Below are 19,463 nucleotides of genomic sequence, written 5' to 3' on the forward strand. Positions count from 1 at the left end.
CGAGTCACTCCCACTCCCTGAGCAGGTGCTCACACTCGGCTTCGCATCGCTTGTCTTTGTGCTTGCGAGCAGCCGCGCAGGCTTGATCAAGCAGCTCGCGTGCCTCGTTCAAGGCAGAGCGGGCGTGAAGCACCCGTGCCAGGCTGATGCGGCACCAGGCGGCCTCGCGGATGGCTTGGAGTCTCAGGAACAGCTCCAAGGCACTCTTGCAGCGCTCCTCGGCTTCCAGGGGCTGGCCGCGCTTCAGGGCGATGTCCCCGAGGGTGTGCTGGCAGTGCGCCAGATTGCGCTGCTCTCCAGTGTGGGAGAAGATCTCGCAGGCCTTGAGGAGGGACTTCTCGTCCTCTTCCTGGGTTCCCAGGTGCCGCAGGCTGTAGGCCTCCCCGAGGAGATCCTCCTGCTCGAGAAACATCTGGAGGGCCTTCCGGAAGAGGTCGCGAGCCTCTTCGGGCTCATTCTGGAAGCGCCTGACCCGGGCGAGCCCATGGAAGCAATACGCCTTGCCAATGGGATCCTGGAACTGCTGCTGCATGGTGAGCGACTGTTGAAAGCAGCGCTCGGCTTCGTTCAGCTTGGCCTCGTCCGTCTGCTCCAACTCGTACTCGTTGGTGGCGGTGTGGCCCAGCTCGCGGAGACAGTCTGCTTCGGCTCTTTGATCCCCGGCCTTTTTGCAAAGCCTCATGGCCTCGTCCAGACATTGCCTGGCCAGGTTGTACCGGGCCTTGCGAAGCAGGTGGAGCCGCCCCAATGCCAGCAAGCACTGGGCTTCCTTCAGAGGCTGGCCCTGTTGCTTCGCCAGCATACGAGCCCGCTCCAAGGGACGAGCAGAGCCCCGCCCCGAGAACCGGATGAAATCGCTCAGCTGGAGCGCCGTCGCGATGACGGTCTCCGCGTCCTCCCCCTCAGGCTGCTCCAGGAGCAACTCCTCGATGTTGTCGATCTCCTCGGAGAGCCGGTCGAGCGCTTCACTTCCATGGGGCTTGCCGATCTGCGGGCCCCGCCGCTGGGCCAGCGAGAAGTAGAAGTCGAGGGTCTTCTTCCGGTCCTCGGCGCGGGGAGGCCGGTGCTTGCGGATATGCTCGCGGATGACCATGAGCAGTCTCCAGCGGTCTTCCTCTTTCTCCTTCTCCACCAGAGCGGCTTTTTGCAGGCGTGCGATGGCCGCTGTGCTCTCGGGGATGATGGAGCCGCGGTCGGCTACCGCCATGCCCGCGGGGAGCAGTGACAATATCGAGAGGAGCTGGATGGCCTCTGGGGTCAGCTCCGGGCTCTTGAGCGAGAGCTCGATGGAGATGGCGAGGTTGGAGCCCGGATCCGTGCCCGACTGGAGCATCTCCGTGCGCTCGCTCTTCCAGCGCTGAAGGGTGGTATCAAAATCCACGCCCTCCGCCTGCCTGGCCAGGAGCTTCACCGCGAGCGCTACCCCCTCGAGCTCCTCAAGCAGCTCGGAGAGGCCGGGCTGGTCCGGACGAATGTCGTAGGCGATGGAGCAGAACAGCTCGCGCGACTCTTCCAGCGTCAGGGGCCCGACCTTAACCACGAGGCTGGGAGAGCCGCCGAAGTCTGGGCGCGTCTTGCCCCGGAGGGTGGTGATGAGCGCCAGGGTCGGCTTGCGGGCCAGTACCTGGAGAAACTCCTCCATCCCGCTGGGGTCGCTCTGCCTGAGGGTATCCGCGTTGTCGAGTACGAGCAGGGTGGGGGCCCTGTCCAACTCCGCTTGAATGCCTGCCATGGAGTCCGAGAGGCTGGTGGCTCGGATTTCCTGGGCGACTCGGGCGGAGACCGTCTCGACCGTGTCCGCACCGTCCAGGCGGACGAAGAAGCGGCGCTTCCCATAGTGCCTCTCGGCCTCCTCATCCTGGAGCGCCGCGCGGGCGACGGTGCTCTTGCCAATGCCAGGAGGCCCGAGCACCACCACCGGGGAGGGGGTGGGAGCGAGGATGGCGTTGATGATCTGTTGGACCTCTTGCTTCCGGCCGATGATCGGGGCTGGCTTTGAAAGGGATGTGGTGGGAGTGGCTCTCGAATTGACTGTGGCCTGGCTCCGCTTGGGGGCGAAGGTCTCCTTGGCCCAGAGGGGCTCGCGGCTCTCATCGAGCGTGTTGATGCTTCGCAGGTGACTGGAGGCTTCCTGCCATATCTGGGGAAAGTCCTGCTCCAGAGTAGAGCGAGCGCCATGGCGGATAATGACGCGGTGGAAGGAGGCTGGCGGGCCCGCTTCGAAGGACACCCTGTAAGCCCCGCCCTTCTGGGGCTCCACACAGGTGATGGCGCCTGGGCGGTACTCGAGTCCCTCGACCCGCAGCAACCGGGACAGCAGGAAGCGGTTGAGGATGCTGGCCTTGGGGCTCACCGGGTAGGGCTCTGGGCTGTTGAGCACCACGTGGGTGTCGTCACGCAGCCGCTCACGGATGCGTTGATGCAGCGACTCGGGGACCTCCAGGTTCTCGTATCGTTGGTACAGCTCGCGGGCGGACAGACCGCGCTGCTGCAGGTCCTGCTCAATCCCGAGCAGCGCGCTTTTGACAGGCTCCAGCTCGGAGTCCTCCAAGAGTTCCCGGACGATGTGATCATGCTGGAAGCCTTTGAAGCGCAGCCGCAAGAGATCCACGACGCCACCGTCGCCGATTCCCGAGACGAGGAATCGAGTGTCTGGCGAGGACACATGTTGGTGCAGAGCGTCGTCCTCCCAGTAGGAGGGAGTCTCTGCTCCCGGAAACTGTTTCTCCTCGCCGAAGCCCACGGCAAAAACAACGATGACGAAAGCGTCGCTATGGAACCCCTGCGCATGCCAGGTGAACTCGTGCTCGTCTTTCGAGCCGGGCGCAGGCTGGATGTTCTTCGCGTGGCAGAAGACGTGGATGCCGTGCTCCGCCTTCAAGGCGTGCCACTGATCAAGCAGAGTCCGCGCGACCGCTCCCGCCAGGTCCGTGGACCAGGTCATCAAGGGCAGCTCGGCGTCCTTGTTTTCCGAGCCAGGACTCGGCCATTCATAGACGTGGGGATGGAGCCAGCGGGTGTCGTTGCCCTGGAACGTGGAGAGCACCTCGCCTCGCCGTTCGAGCAAGGTGACCTCTGCTCCCAGGCGAGCCGCTCCCGCGGCGAAGGTCAGCCCGGCGGCGCCCCCTCCGATGACGAGCACCTTGGCCCCAGGAGTGAGGCGTTGTACCTCGGCCAGTGAAAAGGCCAGGTTCAGCGCGCGCACCTGCTGCGAGTACAACGTCACGCGTTGCTCGAAGGAGCCCAGGATGAAGACTCCTCGCAAGGAGGGGATCTCCATGTGCTTCAGGAACTGCTGGGGAAGGAGGGGACTCATAGGGCGAGCGCAGTCGGCATCCTACCTGCTCCAGCGGGGATGCAGCGTCCTTGTGCCGCCATGCATGGGCTTGGAGGACACTCCTCCTTGAGGGGGGATTCCGAGGGGGGCCGCTGGACGGTGCGGAGGCCTGGAAGCTGTTTGTCACAACCCGGCCACCCCTTCCTCGGCCGTTCAGCCCGGACGCACGCGCAGCACCACCTTGCCGGTGGCGCGCCGCTGCTCCAACTCTCGCAGCGCCTGCGCTCCCTGCTCCAGCGGGTAGACAGTCCCCACCAGTGGGGAGACGACGCCCTGTTCCGCCAGCTTCGCGAGTTCCTGGGCGATGGCGGGCGTGAGCGCCGGATCGCTCATCAGGAACGCGCCCCAGGCCACGCCCACCACCTCGATGTTGCGCAGCAGCAGCTTGTTCACCGGCACCGACGGGATGCGCCCGCTGGTGAAGCCCACCACCAGCAGCCGCCCCTCCGGCGCCAGGCACTTGAGGCTCCGGTCGAAGATGTCGCCTCCCACCGGATCCATCACCACGTCCGCGCCGCGGCCGTCTGTCTTCTCTCGCACCTGCTGGACCCAGTCTCCCGTGGACAGCAGCACCTCGTGCGCTCCGGCCCTCCGAGCCACCTCCGCCTTGCGCTCGTCACTGACCACGGCGAGCACTCGCGCTCCAGCGCCGCGCGCCACCTGGATCGTCGCCGTCCCCACGCCGCCCGCCGCGCCGTGCACCAGCACCGTCTCTCCGGACTTCAGCCGGCCACGCCGGTGCAGCGCGAAGTGGGCCGTGTGGTAGTTCATCACCATGCCCGCCGCGGCCTCGAAGCTCCAGCTGTCGGGGATGCGGAAGGTCATCTCCGGCGGCGCCACGGCGGCCTCGGCGAAGCCTCCGAACATGGTGAAGGCCATCACCCGGTCGCCCTCGCGCACCGCCGCCCCAGCCGGAGCCCGGCGCACCACGCCCGCCACCTCCACTCCCGGTACGAAGGGCAGCTCTGGCTTGGCCTGGTACAGGCCTCGGGTGAGCAGCGCGTCCGGAAAGCTCACCCCGGTGGCCACCACGTCAATGAGCACCTGATCCCCGGCCTCGGGCTCGGGGAGATCCACCAGGGCCAGCCCCTCGGGGCCTTCCAACCGTTGAAGCTGCAGCGCGCGCATGGGCCTGTCTCCGGGGCTCGGATCTTCGTCCAGCGGGAGATTGAGCCTCAGATGCCGGGCAGCCGCCAGCGTCTCGTAACGGCCCGAGGCTGCTTCGTGGGGAAGGTGGGGCAGCGGAAGCGGGGCCAACAGGGCCTCGCGCAGCTGCTCCCGCTGCGCCTCCACCACGAAGTTGTAGAGCCAGCCCATGCGGTGGTGGAGGCAGCTCGTCTCGGACAGACGCTGGAGCATGGCCATACGCGCCTGCTCGAGTATCAGGCCCTGCTGGGCGGCCCCCTTCACCTGCCGCGTTTCTCACGGGAACATGTGTCTGGACCTCTGGAAGTAGCCAAGCTCGAAGGGCAGAGCACATGGCGGGCCAAGCTCTGGACTGCCCAGAAAACGGCTACTTACGAAGGCGAGGCACCTCAGCACCGTCCAAGAACGTGGACTGGACCGTCCTCAGCGGGAGACGGTGTGAAGGGGTGGCTCCCCACCAGTGGGGAGTGGACCCTGGCCTCCAACCAGTTGGAGGCGGACCCAGGCTCCCCACCAGTGGGGAGTGAACCCTGGCCTCCAACCAGTTGGAGGCGGACCCAGGCTCCCCACGCGTCAGGGGCCCACCTGCGCGCCCGGAGGCAGGTGGGCCCGATGGAGCGAGGGTGGCGAAGCGCTGGGCAAGGAGTCCTCGAAGCAGGCAAGGCCCGTGGCAGCCTCCCACTCCGAGAAGCCTCCCTCAGGGCGTGTACAGCTCCGCGGAGGAGATGGCGACCGACCCATAGCCATTGGGAGAGCCCCCGGCGATGAGCACCTGGTCGGAGGGGAGCAGGGTGGCGGTGTGGAAGCCGCGGCTCACGGCCATGGTGCCTGCGGGAGACCAGGAGCGGGTGAAGGAGGGAGCGAAGCGCGTGGTGGAGGTGGAGGCGATGCAGAGGTTGAGAGCGCCCGTGGTCTGCCCTCCGTGTCCATCCTGAACGGTGACAGTGAGCCGGCAGTTGTTACAAGCGCTGGCTGGCACCGAGGAGGGGACGAAGGAGGCGGCGCTGGAGGTGGCATTGGTCCAGGTGCCGGGGCAGGAGGCGGTCCACTGATAGGAGAGGGAATCCCCATCGGCATCGGAGGCGGTGGCGGAGACGGAGGTGGACTGTCCCGCGTCGAGGCGGTTGAGAGAGGCGGAGACCTTGGAGACGACAGGGAAGAGGTTGAAGGAGATGTTGAGGGCTGCGTTGCCGGTGGAGGCGCCGGAGACGACGTTGACGGCGAGAGAAACAGAGACAGCCGCCCCCTGAGAGTCAGTCAAGGTGAGAGTGAGGGTCTGGGCGCCGGTGGAAGCAGGTGCCGTCCATGAGGTGTTCGCGGCAGAGGGGGTGGAGAAGGTGCCGCCAGAAGAGGTCCACGCCAGGGTAAGCGTATCGCCGGTGTTGGGATCATGAACCGTCGTGGTGAGGGAGAGAGAGCCTCCGGTCTGGACGGAGGTGGAGGAGGCGACGAAGGAGTCAATGACAGGGGCCTCATTGGAGTAGGGAGGCGGAGGAGCCAGCTCCTGCAGGGTGACAGCCACCGCGGTGGTCTGGTTGGCGGCGATGGTGACCCCCAGAAGTCTGGCCCTGAAAGCGTTTGGTGCCAGAGGAGTCAAAGGCCTCGGCCATGAAGGAGCGGTTGGAGCCCGCGGGGATGTTGCCGATGAGGCCGCCCCAGGAGCCATTGGTCTTGGCCAGATCGACTGCCATGGAAGTCATATCCGAGGCGGAGACAGTGAGCTTGACGCGGGTGACATCACTGGCAGAGAGGGCTTGCTGAGCGGTGGCAGCGAACTGGACGGAGCCTTGGGGCTGCGAAGAGGAGCAGGCGGCAAGGGCAGAGCAGCAGTGCGACGGCGAGAGAGGGGAGACGTCGGAAGGGGGGTATGATTTTCCACTCGGGGTGCGGGTGTACCCAAAGGAGCCACCGAGTCGGAAAACGATGCAGGGGATTCGCGCCTTGGCTTCCCACTGGTGGGGACCGGACGACGCCCCGCCCCCGGTGTAGAGTGCCCCCCGTGTTCTACGCGTTCATCCGTGGTCTGGTGTCCCTGGCGTTGCGGCTGTTCTACCGGGTGAAGGTGAATGCCCCGGCCGCCGAGCCCCAGGGGCCCGTCATCTTCGTCGGCAACCACCCCAACGCGCTGATCGATCCGGCGCTGGTGTTCGTCATCACCCGGCGCGAAGTCACCTTCCTGGCCAAGGAACCCCTGTTCCGGATGCCGGTGATCGGGTGGATCCTCAAGGGGCTGAACGCGCTGCCGGTGTACCGCAAGCAGGACAACCCCGGGCAGCAGGTGAAGAACGAGGGCACGCTGGACGCGGCGCGGGCGGCACTCTTGAAGGGCCGGGCCATCACCATCTTCCCCGAGGGCAAGAGCCACTCGGAGCCGATGCTGGCGGAGCTGAAGACGGGGGCGGCGCGCATTGCCCTGGGGGCGGCGCGCGAGGGCGCCGCGGTGCGCATCGTCCCGGTGGGCTTCACCTACGAGGAGAAGAACGTGTTCCGCAGCACGGTGCTCATCGAGGTGGGTCCGGCGCTCGAGGTGACGTCCTTCCTGCCGCCCGCGGGCGCCACGGAGGCCGAGGACAAGGAGTCCTCGCGCCAGCTCACCGAGCGCATCGCCGCGGGCCTCAAGGCGGTGACGATCAACCTCTCGCAGTGGGAGGACCTGCCGCTCATCCACACCGCCGAGCAGCTCTACGCGTTCCGCCAGGGCGAGCAGGTGGATCGCGAGCGGCTGAAGCACTGGGCGCAGGGCCTGCAGCTGTTTCGCTCCGAGCAGCCCGAGCGTTTCGAGCTGGTGCGCACCGCGCTGATGTCCTTCCGGAAGCGGCTGGAGCTGGTGCACGCGGACCCCAAGGACTTGCGGCTGGTGTACCAGGGCGGGCAGGTGGCCACGTTCGTGGTGAAGAACCTGCTGGCGCTGTGCCTGGGGCTGCCGCTGTTCGCGCTGGGGCTGGCGCTGTTCATCCTGCCGTACCAGGTGCCGCGGCTGGCCTCTCGCAACGCGGAGCTGGACACGCAGGCGACGGTGAAGTTCCTGGGGGCGCTGCTGATGACGCTGGTGTGGTGGCCGGGGCTCACGGTGGCCGTGTGGCTGTGGGGCAGCTGGGTGTGGGGCGTGGTGGCGCTGGTGGGGGTGCCGCCGCTGGCGCTCTTCACCCTCTACTTCGCCGAGCGCTGGGAGGGGCTGAAGCGGGACATCGGCGTGTTCTTCACGCTGGGCAGCCGGGCCCGGCTCAAGGCCCTGCTGCTGCAGGATGGCGAGCGCCTGTCCGCCGAGGTGGAGAAGCTCGCCGGCGAGTACCGGCCCCGGGTGGGGCCGGCCGAGCCCGCACTGACGTAGGGCGGGGGCGCCGCGCTACGGCAGGAGCAGCCTTCGCCTCACCACCATCGGGTCTCGACTGCCCATGCGGCGACCCTGAGGGGAGCGTCCGGGCCGTTCGACAGCACCAGGCGCCAGATGAACCCCTCGGGGAAATCGCGCCCGACGCTGTCAGCGTCCTCGACGACGGCGGCGAAGCGGATGACGGCATCCAGACGCCCGTCGCCGTTGAGGTCCCCGACGAACACGGGCTGCAGATGGACTCCGTTCGACTTCAGCCCGGGGACATCGATGCGCACTTCGTCCGAGTCGGCGCTGCCCCTCGGCTTCAGCTCCACTGCGGGCGTGTTGACTGGCCGCTCCGCCACCCACACCCCCTCGCTCGAGTAGCCGCTGGCTCTCACATGCAACTCGCTGTCGTCTAGCTGCGCGCTCCCCTCGCCGATACCGTCATGGACGTCCCACTGAATGGGGGCGGCTCGCACCGCGGATGCCGCGAGCCCGACGATGACGACGTCCGCGTCGCACGCCACCGAAACCTCACGGCCTGGGCCTTCGACTCCGTCCATGCGGACTGCCTTGACCTGGATGGGCAGGACCCTCGGAGCGTCGTGACACAAGGCGAGGCCGAGCTCACCATCCATTATCTCCATGCCGGGGAGGAGCCTTCGGGCGCTGGTCACACCGGTGACCGCCATGCGAATGCCCGTCGACGTCAGGCGCTGCTGCTCGGCGCGCAGCGTCGCTTCTATCCCGGGAGCACGCCCACGCGCCTGGCTCTCTTGCATCAGGGCCACTGCCGCGTTCGAGCCGACCGCGTAGGCGCGCTCGTACTGCAAGTAGTAGGCAGCTGTGAGCATTTCATAGGCATGGGTGGCGAACTCCTCCACGGCCGACGCGGTGGAATCCGGGGGAGCGCCCTGCTGTGCGCGAGCCGGACCGGCGAAGCACAAAAGGAGGGCCATGGCAGGCCCCGCGGCGAATGAGAAGGAGAGAGGCGGTGCCATCACTCACACTCCACGGGCTCTTCGGCCCTGGCGGCAATCATGGGGAGCTGCGTCACGTTCGACTTCGAGGACAACAGCAACAGCCCCACTCGGCGGCAGAGATCGAGATCAACGGTGGCCACGATGACATCCAGGCGGCCATCCCCATCAAGATCCCCCGCGAAGCTGAACTCCGAGGCCTCGGCGAAATCCAGGTTCATGTGTCGCCCGCTCGTGGGCTCCCACAGCCAGACGGTCCGCGCCAGGCTGGTGCGCTCCCCTGTGCGGAGCTCCTGGTCTCCCAGCCGCGCGACTGTCGCCTCGAGGGTGCCAACCCGGACCTTGCTCCTGGGCAGTCCCGCGATCGCATACACAGGCAGAGGGGGCGCCTTGCCTCGAGAGGCTTTGCAGCCCACCGAGACCCCGTACCCGGCTATCACCCCGTAGTCCTTCACGTGGACCGGGAGCCACCGGGGGCCTTCGGGACAGAGCGCGAGCACCTGCTCACCGTCCCGGAGCGAGGGGCGCGACTGCACACCGCCCACTGCCGCGAAGCGCACTGGGGTTCGTGCAGCCTCCTTGAGCGAGAGCTCCTTCGCCTGCGTATCCACCACCGCCGCTCGCTTGCGCTGGCCGACGGCCAGGTATGCCGCCTCGAGTGCCCTCAGACAGGTGTGAGTGGGGGAGAGCGCGCAAGCCCGCTCGAGGTCGCTCACGGCCCGCGCGGCAAGCTGCTGCTTCGTGGGGGGCGTCGGGCCCAGGTGCCCCTCCGGCAGCCACCCCTGCCGCTGGTAAGCCGGCGCCGTCACGGCGCAGAAGCCATTGGCGCAGGAGCTCACCAGGACCTTCTCGCCCAGGGGCAGCTTGGGCCCCTGGGCGAAGGGGACGCCGCCGGGGGAGAGCAGGGGCGTCTCATGAGCCCAGACGTAATATGGGGTGCCGGCAGCGGAGTTGGGATCGGCATCCACCGTGAGGAGGACTGCCAGGACAAGAGAGCCGATGTGCATGGGTGAGCTCAGGCACCCCGAGCAGCGTGAGGCCGGGGTGGATGCCACGAGCTGTGAGCAACCCACGTGCCAGTGCGCCACTGCACGCAAAGGTGTCTCCCGCCGAGAGGAGCGCCTCGTGGCCGTGGTCCGGCACCCACGCTTGTGGTGCTCGGGACACGCGCTGCCTGTCTCGGAGGCACAAGGCGGCCAACCCGCTCCTGGATGTTGGCGCTTGTGTCCGGGAGCGCCCTGAATTAATGGTCATCCATGAAAATCCGGTAAAACTCTCGGAGAGGATAAGGACTCGGCACCATGGCATCCGTCACACAAGAAACGGCGTCTCTTTTGCGTCGCTGGCCGGTGGGCCTGCTGGTCTCCGTGCTCGCGGCCTGTGGCGCGGGGGTGCAGCAGCCCGGGGAGGTGAAGGACTCGGACGCCCTCGCCTCGACGGAACAGGAACTGACGGGCGACTGCACGGCGGACTGGGCCGCCAACCCATGCACCGTCGCGGACACCGCGGCGTGCGGGACTGGCTCGGCGAGCGTGGACTCCACCAACAGCCCCAACAATTGCGAGCTCGGGGGAATGAAGTGCGACCCCCGTCCGCGCCTGTGCAATCGCAACACGAAGACGTACTGGTTCACGGCCACCGGGCCGCTGAACGTCTACGACAGCCTGGGCAACGTGCTCGGCAGCGTGAGCACCGGGACGCAGTTCCGCATCAACCTGGGGACGCGGCAGACGGTCCCCTCGGTCTCGGCCAACTACCTGGCCATGGGCTTCTCGGTCCCGACCAACAACGGGGCGATCAGCGGCCTGATCCGGCCCGACTTGACGGATGCGGGCTACACCAACGTCATGAGCTGGCTGACGCAGAACTACCGGCCGGCGCCGGATCCCGGTGGGACGTACAGCAACTGGTACATCATCCCCTCGAACAACACCCCTTACGAGGGGCTGCACGTGACCACCGACTGCCCGGCCAACGACATGGCCGTCCATTACCTGGGGCGCAACGGCCGCATCAACCTGATCACCAACCTGCCGGGGAAGGGGTCGCCGACGAAGGCGGTCTACCCGAACACCACGGGGCTCAACTTCAAGCGCGCCCAGGCTCAGCACTCGGTCTCGCTGCCACTCTATGACTGCACCAGCGGCAGCGCGGTGAAGGTCTCGCTCACGCTGGACTTCCTCTACGGCTATGTCCAGTCGGGGCACTGGGGTTGGATCGCGATGCCCAACCTTTCGACCACGCCCCCGTAAGAGGGCTCAGGCCGCGGCCTTCAGTGCCTCCGGCCGCGCCACGGGCTGGGGCACCGGGCCCAGCCGCTCGCGCAGCAGTTGGATGATCTCCTGCTCGGAGCGGCGCGGCTCCTGGAGGTCCACGAAGTGGCTGGCGAGCCTCTTGTAGGAGTGCGTCATCAGCAGCGCCCAGATGACGAAGTAGTCGATGCCCCGGAAGATGATGGCGCCCTGGTCGCGGTACTGCACCCGGTGCTTCTCGAAGTCGGTGCGCATCTCCGTCCAGTGCATCTTGGGCTGGATGTGATGGCCAATGTGGTAGCCATCATTGAAGCACCGGTCGTTGTAGACGCACTCGATGCAGGTGATGCTGTTGCGATAGGGATTGTTCGGATCGTCGGCCACCACGAAGGCGTGCTGCGCCCAGTTGCCGCACATCATCGCGAAGCGGGCGATGAGCACCGGCCCCACGAAGACGGTGAGCGTCGCCGCCGGGTGCAGCCACAAGAGCACGAGGCAGGCGGACCAGAAGAGCAGCTCCCCGGCGCGCGCGCGCCGCTCCAGCCGGGCGCGCTGGGTCCGGCGCAGGTAGGCCAGCAGGTGCTTGAGGCCCACGAACATGAACCGGCCGAAGTAGTGCAGGAAGTGCAGGAGGTTGTCGCGCTGGTAGGGCAGCGTGGTGCTGTCATCCTCCCAGAGGTTGTTCTCCGGATGGTGCATCCCCATGTGGTGGGCGGCGTAGGTGCACGGCGTCTGCCCGAGGAAGGGGCTGTAGACCCAGGGGATGAGCTCGTTCATCCACGCGTACTGCTTGCGGAAGAGCTGGCGGTGGGACGAGCAGTGGAGCATCAGCGTGAAGGGCGGGAAGAAGTAGCCCAGCGTCACGCCGAGGTAGAGCGGCGTCATCCACCAGCGGTAGCGCAGGTAGAGCAGGGTCACGGCGGGGACGAACCACAGCGCGGCGCGGAGCATCAGCCAGACGAAGGGGAGATCTCGCGCGTCGTTGAGCAGGTGGGCGAACGGCGAGGGGGCCTCCCGCGAGGTGGCGGTGGAGGAGGGTTCAGGAGGAGTCGCCATGAAGTCCCTTGATCTCACGGCAGCGCCTCTACCCAAAGTGAAATTTCCCACAAAGCAGGCGGAAGAGCCCCTGGATGCTTTGCTCTGCTAGGGTCGCCACGCATGAAGGCGAGCCAGGAAGTCAGTGCCGAGCTCCTCGACAACGCGGCGCGGTTTCGTGACGCGTTCTTCCAGCGGTTCAGCCTGCGGCGGGCGCCTCGGCCGTTGCAGCTGACCGACGCCATCTCCAAGGACTACCTGTTCCCGACGCTGTACGCGGACGTGAGGTGCACGATCGGCATCTTCCACTGCGACTACGCGCGGGCGAAGGCACTCCTGCCTCCTCCGGCCATGGCGCCGGTGCGCATGCCCCGAGGGCGCGCCCTGGTGGCCTTCTCCTGCTACGAGTACCGGCAGGTGCTGGGTGTTGCGCCCTACAACGAGATCGCCATGACCATCCCGGTGATGGTGGGCACCAGGCTCAACGTGCCGGTGCTGCCCATGGTGTTCAGCTCGCTGCCGGGCTTCGGCTACTACGTGTTCGGCATGCCGGTGACCTCGCGCGAGAACCAGCTCCGCGGCAACAAGATCTGGGGGCTGCCCAAGGTGACTCAGGACATCGACATCGAAGAGCGTGACGGGGACTGCGTCACGGTGGCGTATGGCGCCGACGGCCGGGCCTGCTTCGAGCTGCGCGTGCCGATGAGCGGCAAGCCCAAGCAGTTCGATGTGAGCGCCAACCTGTACTCACTGCTCGAGGGCAAGCTGCTGCGGAGCCGGACGAGCTTCCAGGGCACCTTCCGAGTCACCCCGCACATGAAGGCCCTGGCGCGCCGGGGGCTGAGGCCGGACCGCACGTACCTCACGCTCGGCGAGGGGCCCGAGGCGGCGGCCCTGCGAAACCTGGACATCGAGCCTCATCCGTTCCAGTTCCGGTACGCGCCCTCGATGAACAGCGCGTTCGATCTGCCCGACCCGGCATTTCAACTCGAGGTGGATGGAGGGAAGTAGGCCACGGGGGCTCCTCTTCATCTCACCCTGCTGTCGAGCCTATGGGGCGTTGGGCTTCAAGGAATTCGCCCGCTGGATCTCCTCGGCCAACCAGTCCCGGTAAGGGTACGTGCTCATGAAGGCGGGGCCTTCTGCGGAGATCAGGGTTGTGACGCCCATGAGCACGATCCCGCTCTTGTCCTGGCGCAGGCAGGGTTCGCCGCTGCCGCTGGTGAAGGCTTCCCCGTTCTGCTCGAACAGGATTCCCTCATTGGAGGGTGTTGCAAGCCTTGTAATCTTTTTCTGACGAAGGATCTCTCGCTGGGGCATAGGCGACAGTGTCAACGCTGGCTTCCTGGGCGCAGTTTGATCCAGCGTGTAGCGGTAGGGCAACGGGCAGGCCTCGCCAGGATGAGGAGACATGTTGCGCTCCCTGCACAGCCCTCACCGCTGGCGGAGCGCAGCCTCGCGCAGCCACTTCGCGCCCATGAGCAGCGCCGCGCCGCCCAGGAGCACGGGGACGACGTTGAATTGGATCGCCGCGCCCAGGCTGGACTTGTCGGCGACGTAGCCGATGAGCGGGGGAGAGATGGCGTCTCCCAGCATGTGGATGAACAGCACGTTGAGCCCCATCGCGAAGGCGCGGAACGCCGGCGGCACGCAGTTGACGATGGCCGCGTTGATGGGGCCGCTGTTGATGAACAAGAAGAACTGCGCCAGGCCAATCACGATGAAGGTGGCCATCGGCGACTGCAGGTGCACCGCGATGTACATGAACGGCGCCGCCAGCAGCAGCCCGATGCCGGACAGCCACAGCCCGCCGCCCTCGCGCTTGCGGTCCATTCTGTCCCCGAGCCACCCGCCCGCCACCGTCCCCAGCAGGCCCGCCACGGCGGTGACTCCGCCGAACACCGTGCCCGCGTTCTCGAGCATGCCCCGCTCTCTCACCATGTAGAGGGGCATGAAGTTGGCCAGCCCGCCAATGGAGAACGTCATCAGCGTGTAGCCCGCCGTCGTGGCCCAGAAGGCCTTGTTGCCCGCCAGCCCCTGCAGCCCCACCCGGAAAGGCAACTTCACCTGCGCGTCGGGCCCGTCCATGGCGCCGCGCTGGGGCTCGGGCATGAAGCAGGCCAGGGTGCCCAGGATCAGCCCCGGCACTCCGCCCGCGAAGAAGGCCGCATGCCAGGAGTAGGTGTTGCTCAGGAAGTCGCCCAGGCCGTAGCCGGCCGCCGCGCCCACCGGAATGGCCACGTAGAAGTAGGAGAGCACCCGCGTCCGCTGCTCTCTCGGGTAGAGATCCGAGATCACCGAGGGCGCCACCGCGCCATAGCCCGCCTCGCCCACGCCGACGATGGACCGCGCGAGCATCAGCGTGACGAAGGTGCCGGCCAGGCCCGAGGCCCCGGTGGCGAGGCTCCAGACGAGCACGCCGCCCGCGACCAGGAACTTCCGGGGGACCCGGTCCCCCAGGTAGCCACCAATCGGCGAGGCCAGCATGAACACCACGATGAAGACGGAGGCGAGCAGCCCCGACTGCATGTTGTTGATGCCGAGATCCGTCTGGATCTTGGGCAGGGCGCTCGCGACGATGTACCGGTCCAGGTAGTTGATCAGGTTGATCAACGTGAGGATGCTGAGCGCGTAGGCGGCGCCCGCGGCGGGAGACATCCGCGGCGGAGGAGCCACGGCGGGGGAGGTGCCCAGCGGCGGGGGGCTTCCAGCGGGTGAGCCATCAGTAGCGGGAGAGGTGCTCATGGGCGAGAGGCTCCGAAGCGGTGCGCCATCAGTCCCCAGCGAAGGCCGCGATCGCTCACGCGGCACCCGAAGAGCCCCAGGGCCCGCAGGGCCTCCAGCATGATGAGCGCGCCGGAGGGGATGACATCCGCGCGCTTGGGCTGCAGGCCGGGGAGCTTCTGCCGCTCGGCCAGCGGCAGGGTGCAGAGCTGATCCACCAGCTTCTCGAGCTCGGCGCGGGTGAAGGTGGCGCCATGCACGCGCGCCGAGTCGTAGGGCTCAATGCGGTGCTGGAGCGCGTAGAGCGTCGTCACCGTGCCGGCCACGCCCACCAGCTCGGCGGCGGGGGGCGGCGGAGGCAGCGTGGAGAACGTCTCCCGGAGGAAGGAGCGGATGTGCTCGCGCTCGGCGGGGGAGGGCGGATCCGTGCGGACGAACCGCTCCGTCAAACGCACCGAGCCCACATCATAGCTGTGGCGGAACTCCACCCGGCCCGCGGTGTTGCCGTAGATGAACTCGGTGGAGCCGCCGCCAATGTCGATCACGAGCAGCGGCCCCGCGGCCTCGTGGCCAAAGTCCATGTACGCCGAGGCGAACGAGAGCTGCGCCTCCAGCTCGCCGGAGATGATCTCCACGGTGACGCTGGCCCGCGCCTGGGCGGCGGAGAGGAACTCCGCGCCGTTCTGGGCGTCGCGCGCGGCGCTGGTGGCGGACACGGCGATGCCCTCGGCGCCCAGGGAGCGCGCCTCGTCGGCGAAGGCCGTGATGACCGCGAGCGTGGCCTCCATGCCTTCGGGGGACAGGCGGCGGCTCTGGTCCACTCCGCGTCCGAGCCGGGTGATCTCGGCGCGCTCGAGGACGGGCTGGAACTCGCCTTCGGGAGTCCGGTCCGCCACGAGCAGCAGGACCGAGTTGGTTCCCACGTCAATGGTGGCAAAGCGAGGCATGAGCCCGGCAGCCTACTCAACGCAGCAGCGCTTCCAAAGCCTCCGCCAAGCGTTGGTACTCGGTGTGCGTGTTGTAGACCTGGGCGGACACCCGGACATGGCGCTGGGGCGGCTGGGGCCAGGCGATGACAGGCACCTCGATGTGCCACTCCTGGAAGAGCCGATCCTGGAGCGGATCCAGGTAATAAGGAGGGGGCGGCGCGGCCGGGTAGCCGTCCGGCAGGCCGATGGTGGCCATGGAGCCGACCATCTCCTCGGGGCAGTGCGGCGCCAGGCCGAAGCGCTCGTTGAGCATCCGGCGGGCGGCCAGGGCCTTGGCGTGGTTGTCCTGCATGAGCGCCGGCCAGCCGCCGGGGAGCAGGCCGCCCATGAAGCGCAGCGCGTGGGGCACGCAGAGGGCCGGAGTGGGATCCATGGTCCCGGTCCAGTCGAAGTCCAGCCGGAAGCGCGAGCGATCCCTGCGAGGGGAGTTGTGGCCATGGCTCACCGAGGTGGGCTTGAGCCCGGCCTGGAGATCCTTGCGCACGTGGAGGAAGGCGGCGCCCTTGGGGGCACAGAGCCACTTGTGACAGTTGCCGGTGTAGTAGCCGGCGCCGAGCTCGCGCAGGGACAGGGGCACCTGGCCGGGCCCGTGCGCCCCATCCACGAGCGTCTCCACGCCCTGCCCGCGCATGGCGCGCACCAGCGCCTGGAGGGGCATGACGAGCGCCGTCTGGCTGCTGATGTGATCGACGAGCAGCAGGCGGGTGCGCGGGGTGACCTGCTCCAGCACGGCCTGCACGATGGCCTGGGGCGTGGGCTGGGGCCAGGGCAGCCGGGCGACAATCACCTTGGCGCCGGCTCGGCCCGCGACCCAGTCGAGCGCGTTGCGCGAGGCGTTGTACTCGTGGTTGGTGGTGATCAGCTCGTCGCCGGGCTCGAACCTCAGCGAGCGCAGCACGGTGTTCACGCCCGCGGTGGCGTTGGGCACGAAGGCCAGATCATCCGCGTCCGCGTCGAGGAAGGCCGCCAGCGCGGCTCGGGCTTCGTCGAGCAGGGGCTCGAACTCGCGCACGAAGAAGCGGACGGGCTGGGCCTCGAGGCGTGCGCGCAGCTCGGCCTGCACCTGGAGCACCTCGGTGGGGCAGGCGCCGTACGAGCCGTGGTTGAGGAAGAGGGTGTCCGGCTCGAGCGGCCAGCGGGCCCGGAAGGGCGAGGAGCTCATGGAGCCGGGGCCCAGTCCGGCGTGAGGCCCCCGGCCTTGTCCATGGGGAGGGCGATCTGGTTGTTGCCGTCGGCCGTCATGACGTAGAGCCGGGGCGCTCCATCGCGCGTGGAGGTGAAGAGGAGGAGGCGGCCGTTGGGGGAGAAGGTGGGCTCCTCGTTGTTGCCCTGGTCCTGGGTGAGGCGGGTGATCTTCCCGCTGTCCACGTTGACGGTGAAGAGATCGAACGCATTGCGCTCATCGCGGGCGGTGAAGGCGATCAAGTCTCCGCGCGGCGACCAGTCGGGGGTCTGGTTGTAGTTGCCCTGGAAGGTGAGCCGCCTGGGGTTCGAGCCATCCGCGCTCATCACGTAGATCTGCGGCGAGCCGCCCCGGTTGGACACGAAGGCGATGCGCTTGCCGTCCGGAGACCAGGCGGGGCTGGAGTTGATGCCGTATGGCGTATCGGTGATGGCCTTGGGATTCGAGCCGTCCGCGTTGGCGAGGTAGAGCTGGGTGCTCTCGCCCTCGGCCAGGGCGTATGCGATGCGCTTGCCATCCGGAGACCAGGCGATGCCGGTGGCCATCTGCCCATTCTGGACGATGGCGCGAGCCTCCTCGCCGGGCTTCTGCACATACAAGTCGGGCCGGCCCTTGCGGTAGGAGGTGTAGCCCACGGCGCCGCCGGGGCCCAGCGCGGGCAGCAGGTTGATGCCGCCATTGGTGAGGGCGCGGCCGTTGTTGCCATCCCAGTCCGCCACCCAGACGTCGCGGTTGGAGCCCGTCTTGCGCACGAAGGTGATGCGCGAGAGGAACGGGCTGGGCTCGCGGGTGAGGTGGCGGTAGAGGGCGTCCGCGAGGAAGTGCGCGAGCTGGCGCGGCTCGGAGGCGGGCCCGTCGTGGCTGACCTTGAGGTCCTCGCGGCCGGTGCCCACGTTGAACAGGCGCAGCTCGCCGCGCAGCGTGCCGCCCTGGGCGCCCAGCTGCACCTTCACGAGCGACTCGGCGCCCACGTCCGCCCAGCGCGAGAAGTTGATGCTGCCCGCGGTGATGCCCTCCTTGGAGTCGGCCGTGAAGCTGGAGCGGTCCAGCACCTGGAAGATGCCGGAGGCGCGCAAGTCGAAGAGGAACGGCTCGTCGAAGTCGCTGGCGGCCTTCTTGCCGCCCTCATCCACGGTGAGGGGCGCGGCCACGGCGAGCGGGAGGGGCCGGAAGTTGGCGCCGGAGATCTGGATGACCGGGGCCTGCGCGAGCGCCGCGATCGGGAGGAGCAGCAGCGAGACGAGGAGGGCTTTCACGGATGGAACTCCAGGACGACCCCCTGCTTCTGGAGCGCATCGCGCAGGTGATCAGGGGGAGGGGAGAAGGGAGAGGCTTTCTTCACCGCGGCCAGCACGGCGGCGTCGAAGAGATCATTTCCACTGGCGGAGGCCAGGCGCGTCTCCAGCACCTCGCCGGTCCGGCTCAGGCGCAGCTGCACCTGGGCCTTGAGGTACATCCGCTCGGCCTCGGGGATGGTGTCCGCGACGTTGTAGTTGCGGTGAATCTGGGAGGACAGCAGCGCGTAGTAGCGCTCGCCCTCGGCGGTGGCGGCGTCGCCGTTCGGATCGCCGTCCTCGGCGCCCTCCAGCTCTTCGTCCGGAACCTTCTTCGCCGTCTTGTCGAAGGCGCCGAACAGCCGCTTGCGCCGATCGTCCCCGGCCTTGTCGCCCTTCTGGGGCGCGGGCGGAGGCTGGGGCTTCACCGAGGGCACGGCCACCGCGGGCTTCTCGGGAGGCTTGGGCGCCTCGGAGGGCGGGGCGGGCGCGGCCTTCACCTCCTTGGGAGGCGGGGGTGGCTCCTCCTTGCGAGGCAGCAGCTTCTGATCCCTCGGCTTGCCCTGGCGCACCAGGGTGGCCTTGATGACGGGGACGTTCGGGTTCAGCCTCGGCGCGGCGGTCAGGACCGAGTACAGCAGCCCCAGGGCGAGCAGCAGCCCGTGCCCGGCCACGGAGACGCCGAGGAACACGCCCAGCCGCGAGGGCCGGGTGACGAGCATGCTCTGGGAGACGGCCGGGTGAAGGGCCATGGGCTAGCGCTTCCCTCCCTTGTTGGGCTTGGTCTCCTTGGACGCCGCCGGAGCCCCCGCCGGGTCCGTGATCATCCCCACGTTGGAGATGCCGGCGCGCTGGGCGGCGGCCATGACCTCCACCACCACGCCATAGGGCACGTCCCGGTCCGCGTGGAGGTAGATCTCCTTGTCGGCCTGGGCCTTGGCGTTGGCGGCCAGCTTCTTCTCCAGCTCGTCCACCGCCACCTCCGCGTCGCCGATGAACACGCGGCGCGAGACATCAATGGAGAGCACCAGCTTCTTGTCGGCGGCCTCCACCGGCGCGGCCTTGGCCTCCGGCAGGTTCACCTTCACGCCCTGCTGGATGAGGGGGGCGGTGACCATGAAGATGATGAGCAGCACCAGCATCACGTCCACCATGGGCGTGACGTTGATCTCGCTCATGGTGACGCGGCTCGTGCCCTTGTTGCCACCCACGCCCATGCCCATGGCC

16 protein-coding genes are annotated in these 19,463 nt (G+C 67.8%); 3 read left to right on the forward strand and 13 right to left on the reverse strand.

Annotated features, from left to right (window positions below; translation table 11 throughout):
- Positions 1-4 precede the first annotated feature (4 nt).
- From ACJ8AT_RS32090 to ACJ8AT_RS32100, 3 genes are all read right to left on the reverse strand, one after another.
- Entirely contained in the window at positions 5-3,316 is a 3,312-nt protein-coding gene (locus ACJ8AT_RS32090) for an FAD-dependent oxidoreductase (RefSeq protein WP_407741752.1), read from the reverse strand.
- A 174-nt stretch (positions 3,317-3,490) separates the two neighbouring features.
- Complete coding sequence (locus ACJ8AT_RS32095) at positions 3,491-4,465, reverse strand: NADPH:quinone oxidoreductase family protein (RefSeq protein ID WP_407741797.1); 975 nt, start codon at positions 4,463-4,465, stop codon at positions 3,491-3,493.
- 715 nt (positions 4,466-5,180) lie between these two features.
- Positions 5,181-6,005 carry an Ig-like domain-containing protein gene (locus tag ACJ8AT_RS32100; protein WP_407741753.1) on the reverse strand — a complete coding sequence of 275 codons (825 nt, stop codon included), beginning with the start codon at positions 6,003-6,005 and terminating at the stop codon, positions 5,181-5,183.
- A 477-nt stretch (positions 6,006-6,482) separates the two neighbouring features.
- Between ACJ8AT_RS32100 and ACJ8AT_RS32105 the strand changes: the two genes are divergently transcribed.
- Positions 6,483-7,814 (forward strand): lysophospholipid acyltransferase family protein, encoded by a 1,332-nt coding sequence (locus ACJ8AT_RS32105; protein ID WP_407741754.1) that lies wholly within the window; start codon positions 6,483-6,485, stop codon positions 7,812-7,814.
- Between the two features lie 38 nt (positions 7,815-7,852).
- Here ACJ8AT_RS32105 and ACJ8AT_RS32110 read toward each other — a convergent pair whose 3' ends face one another.
- Both ACJ8AT_RS32110 and ACJ8AT_RS32115 read right to left on the reverse strand, forming a co-directional pair.
- Positions 7,853-8,800: a hypothetical protein gene (locus ACJ8AT_RS32110; protein WP_407741755.1), complete on the reverse strand. Its 948-nt coding sequence runs from the start codon at positions 8,798-8,800 to the stop codon at positions 7,853-7,855.
- Positions 8,800-9,786, reverse strand: a complete 987-nt coding sequence (locus ACJ8AT_RS32115; RefSeq protein WP_407741756.1) for a hypothetical protein — start codon at positions 9,784-9,786, stop codon at positions 8,800-8,802. Before ACJ8AT_RS32115 ends, ACJ8AT_RS32110 begins: the two co-directional genes overlap by 1 nt.
- Before the next feature lie 327 nt (positions 9,787-10,113).
- Here ACJ8AT_RS32115 and ACJ8AT_RS32120 point away from each other — a divergent pair, with 327 nt between their 5' ends.
- Positions 10,114-11,031: a hypothetical protein gene (locus tag ACJ8AT_RS32120; RefSeq protein ID WP_407741757.1), complete on the forward strand. Its 918-nt coding sequence runs from the start codon at positions 10,114-10,116 to the stop codon at positions 11,029-11,031.
- A 6-nt stretch (positions 11,032-11,037) separates the two neighbouring features.
- Here the strand turns inward: ACJ8AT_RS32120 and ACJ8AT_RS32125 are convergent, their stop codons facing one another.
- Positions 11,038-12,087, reverse strand: a complete 1,050-nt coding sequence (locus ACJ8AT_RS32125) for a fatty acid desaturase family protein (protein ID WP_407741758.1) — start codon at positions 12,085-12,087, stop codon at positions 11,038-11,040.
- Positions 12,088-12,189: 102 nt separating this feature from the next.
- Between ACJ8AT_RS32125 and ACJ8AT_RS32130 the strand changes: the two genes are divergently transcribed.
- Positions 12,190-13,077, forward strand: coding sequence for an acetoacetate decarboxylase family protein (locus tag ACJ8AT_RS32130; protein WP_407741759.1), 888 nt, complete (start codon positions 12,190-12,192; stop codon positions 13,075-13,077).
- A gap of 39 nt (positions 13,078-13,116) precedes the next feature.
- Here the strand turns inward: ACJ8AT_RS32130 and ACJ8AT_RS32135 are convergent, their stop codons facing one another.
- The 7 genes from ACJ8AT_RS32135 to tolR form a co-directional block, all read right to left on the reverse strand.
- A complete protein-coding gene (locus ACJ8AT_RS32135) occupies positions 13,117-13,479 on the reverse strand; it encodes a hypothetical protein (RefSeq protein ID WP_407741760.1) in 363 nt (120 codons plus the stop codon).
- Positions 13,480-13,500: 21 nt separating this feature from the next.
- Positions 13,501-14,724: a spinster family MFS transporter gene (locus ACJ8AT_RS32140; protein ID WP_407741798.1), complete on the reverse strand. Its 1,224-nt coding sequence runs from the start codon at positions 14,722-14,724 to the stop codon at positions 13,501-13,503.
- A gap of 83 nt (positions 14,725-14,807) precedes the next feature.
- Positions 14,808-15,737: a Ppx/GppA family phosphatase gene (locus ACJ8AT_RS32145; protein ID WP_407741761.1), complete on the reverse strand. Its 930-nt coding sequence runs from the start codon at positions 15,735-15,737 to the stop codon at positions 14,808-14,810.
- 16 nt (positions 15,738-15,753) lie between these two features.
- On the reverse strand, positions 15,754-16,941 hold the full coding sequence (locus ACJ8AT_RS32150; RefSeq protein WP_407741762.1) for an aminotransferase class V-fold PLP-dependent enzyme: 1,188 nt from the start codon (positions 16,939-16,941) through the stop codon (positions 15,754-15,756).
- Positions 16,938-18,218: a DPP IV N-terminal domain-containing protein gene (locus tag ACJ8AT_RS32155; protein WP_407741763.1), complete on the reverse strand. Its 1,281-nt coding sequence runs from the start codon at positions 18,216-18,218 to the stop codon at positions 16,938-16,940. Before ACJ8AT_RS32155 ends, ACJ8AT_RS32150 begins: the two co-directional genes overlap by 4 nt.
- Complete coding sequence (locus tag ACJ8AT_RS32160) at positions 18,215-18,988, reverse strand: TonB family protein (RefSeq protein ID WP_407741764.1); 774 nt, start codon at positions 18,986-18,988, stop codon at positions 18,215-18,217. The genes ACJ8AT_RS32155 and ACJ8AT_RS32160 overlap by 4 nt, the downstream gene beginning before the upstream one ends.
- A gap of 3 nt (positions 18,989-18,991) precedes the next feature.
- Positions 18,992-19,459: a protein TolR gene (gene tolR, locus ACJ8AT_RS32165; RefSeq protein ID WP_407741765.1), complete on the reverse strand. Its 468-nt coding sequence runs from the start codon at positions 19,457-19,459 to the stop codon at positions 18,992-18,994.
- Between the last annotated feature and the right edge of the window lie 4 nt (positions 19,460-19,463).

This window comes from Hyalangium sp. (assembly GCF_045802625.1).
Lineage (GTDB): Bacteria > Myxococcota > Myxococcia > Myxococcales > Myxococcaceae > Hyalangium.

What these genes read in the sequence shown, in the direction of transcription:
- ACJ8AT_RS32140 (WP_407741798.1), bottom strand. Translation starts at nt 14,724, where the DNA reads ATGTCTCCCGCCGCGGGCGCCGCCTACGCGCTCAGCATCCTCACGTTG.
- ACJ8AT_RS32095 (WP_407741797.1), bottom strand. Translation starts at nt 4,465, where the DNA reads ATGCGCGCGCTGCAGCTTCAACGGTTGGAAGGCCCCGAGGGGCTGGCC.
- ACJ8AT_RS32160 (WP_407741764.1), bottom strand. Translation starts at nt 18,988, where the DNA reads ATGGCCCTTCACCCGGCCGTCTCCCAGAGCATGCTCGTCACCCGGCCC.
- ACJ8AT_RS32135 (WP_407741760.1), bottom strand. Translation starts at nt 13,479, where the DNA reads ATGTCTCCTCATCCTGGCGAGGCCTGCCCGTTGCCCTACCGCTACACG.
- ACJ8AT_RS32115 (WP_407741756.1), bottom strand. Translation starts at nt 9,786, where the DNA reads ATGCACATCGGCTCTCTTGTCCTGGCAGTCCTCCTCACGGTGGATGCC.
- ACJ8AT_RS32110 (WP_407741755.1), bottom strand. Translation starts at nt 8,800, where the DNA reads ATGGCACCGCCTCTCTCCTTCTCATTCGCCGCGGGGCCTGCCATGGCC.
- ACJ8AT_RS32090 (WP_407741752.1), bottom strand. Translation starts at nt 3,316, where the DNA reads ATGAGTCCCCTCCTTCCCCAGCAGTTCCTGAAGCACATGGAGATCCCC.
- ACJ8AT_RS32125 (WP_407741758.1), bottom strand. Translation starts at nt 12,087, where the DNA reads ATGGCGACTCCTCCTGAACCCTCCTCCACCGCCACCTCGCGGGAGGCC.
- ACJ8AT_RS32145 (WP_407741761.1), bottom strand. Translation starts at nt 15,737, where the DNA reads ATGCCTCGCTTTGCCACCATTGACGTGGGAACCAACTCGGTCCTGCTG.
- ACJ8AT_RS32150 (WP_407741762.1), bottom strand. Translation starts at nt 16,941, where the DNA reads ATGAGCTCCTCGCCCTTCCGGGCCCGCTGGCCGCTCGAGCCGGACACC.
- tolR (WP_407741765.1), bottom strand. Translation starts at nt 19,459, where the DNA reads ATGGGCATGGGCGTGGGTGGCAACAAGGGCACGAGCCGCGTCACCATG.
- ACJ8AT_RS32130 (WP_407741759.1), top strand. Translation starts at nt 12,190, where the DNA reads ATGAAGGCGAGCCAGGAAGTCAGTGCCGAGCTCCTCGACAACGCGGCG.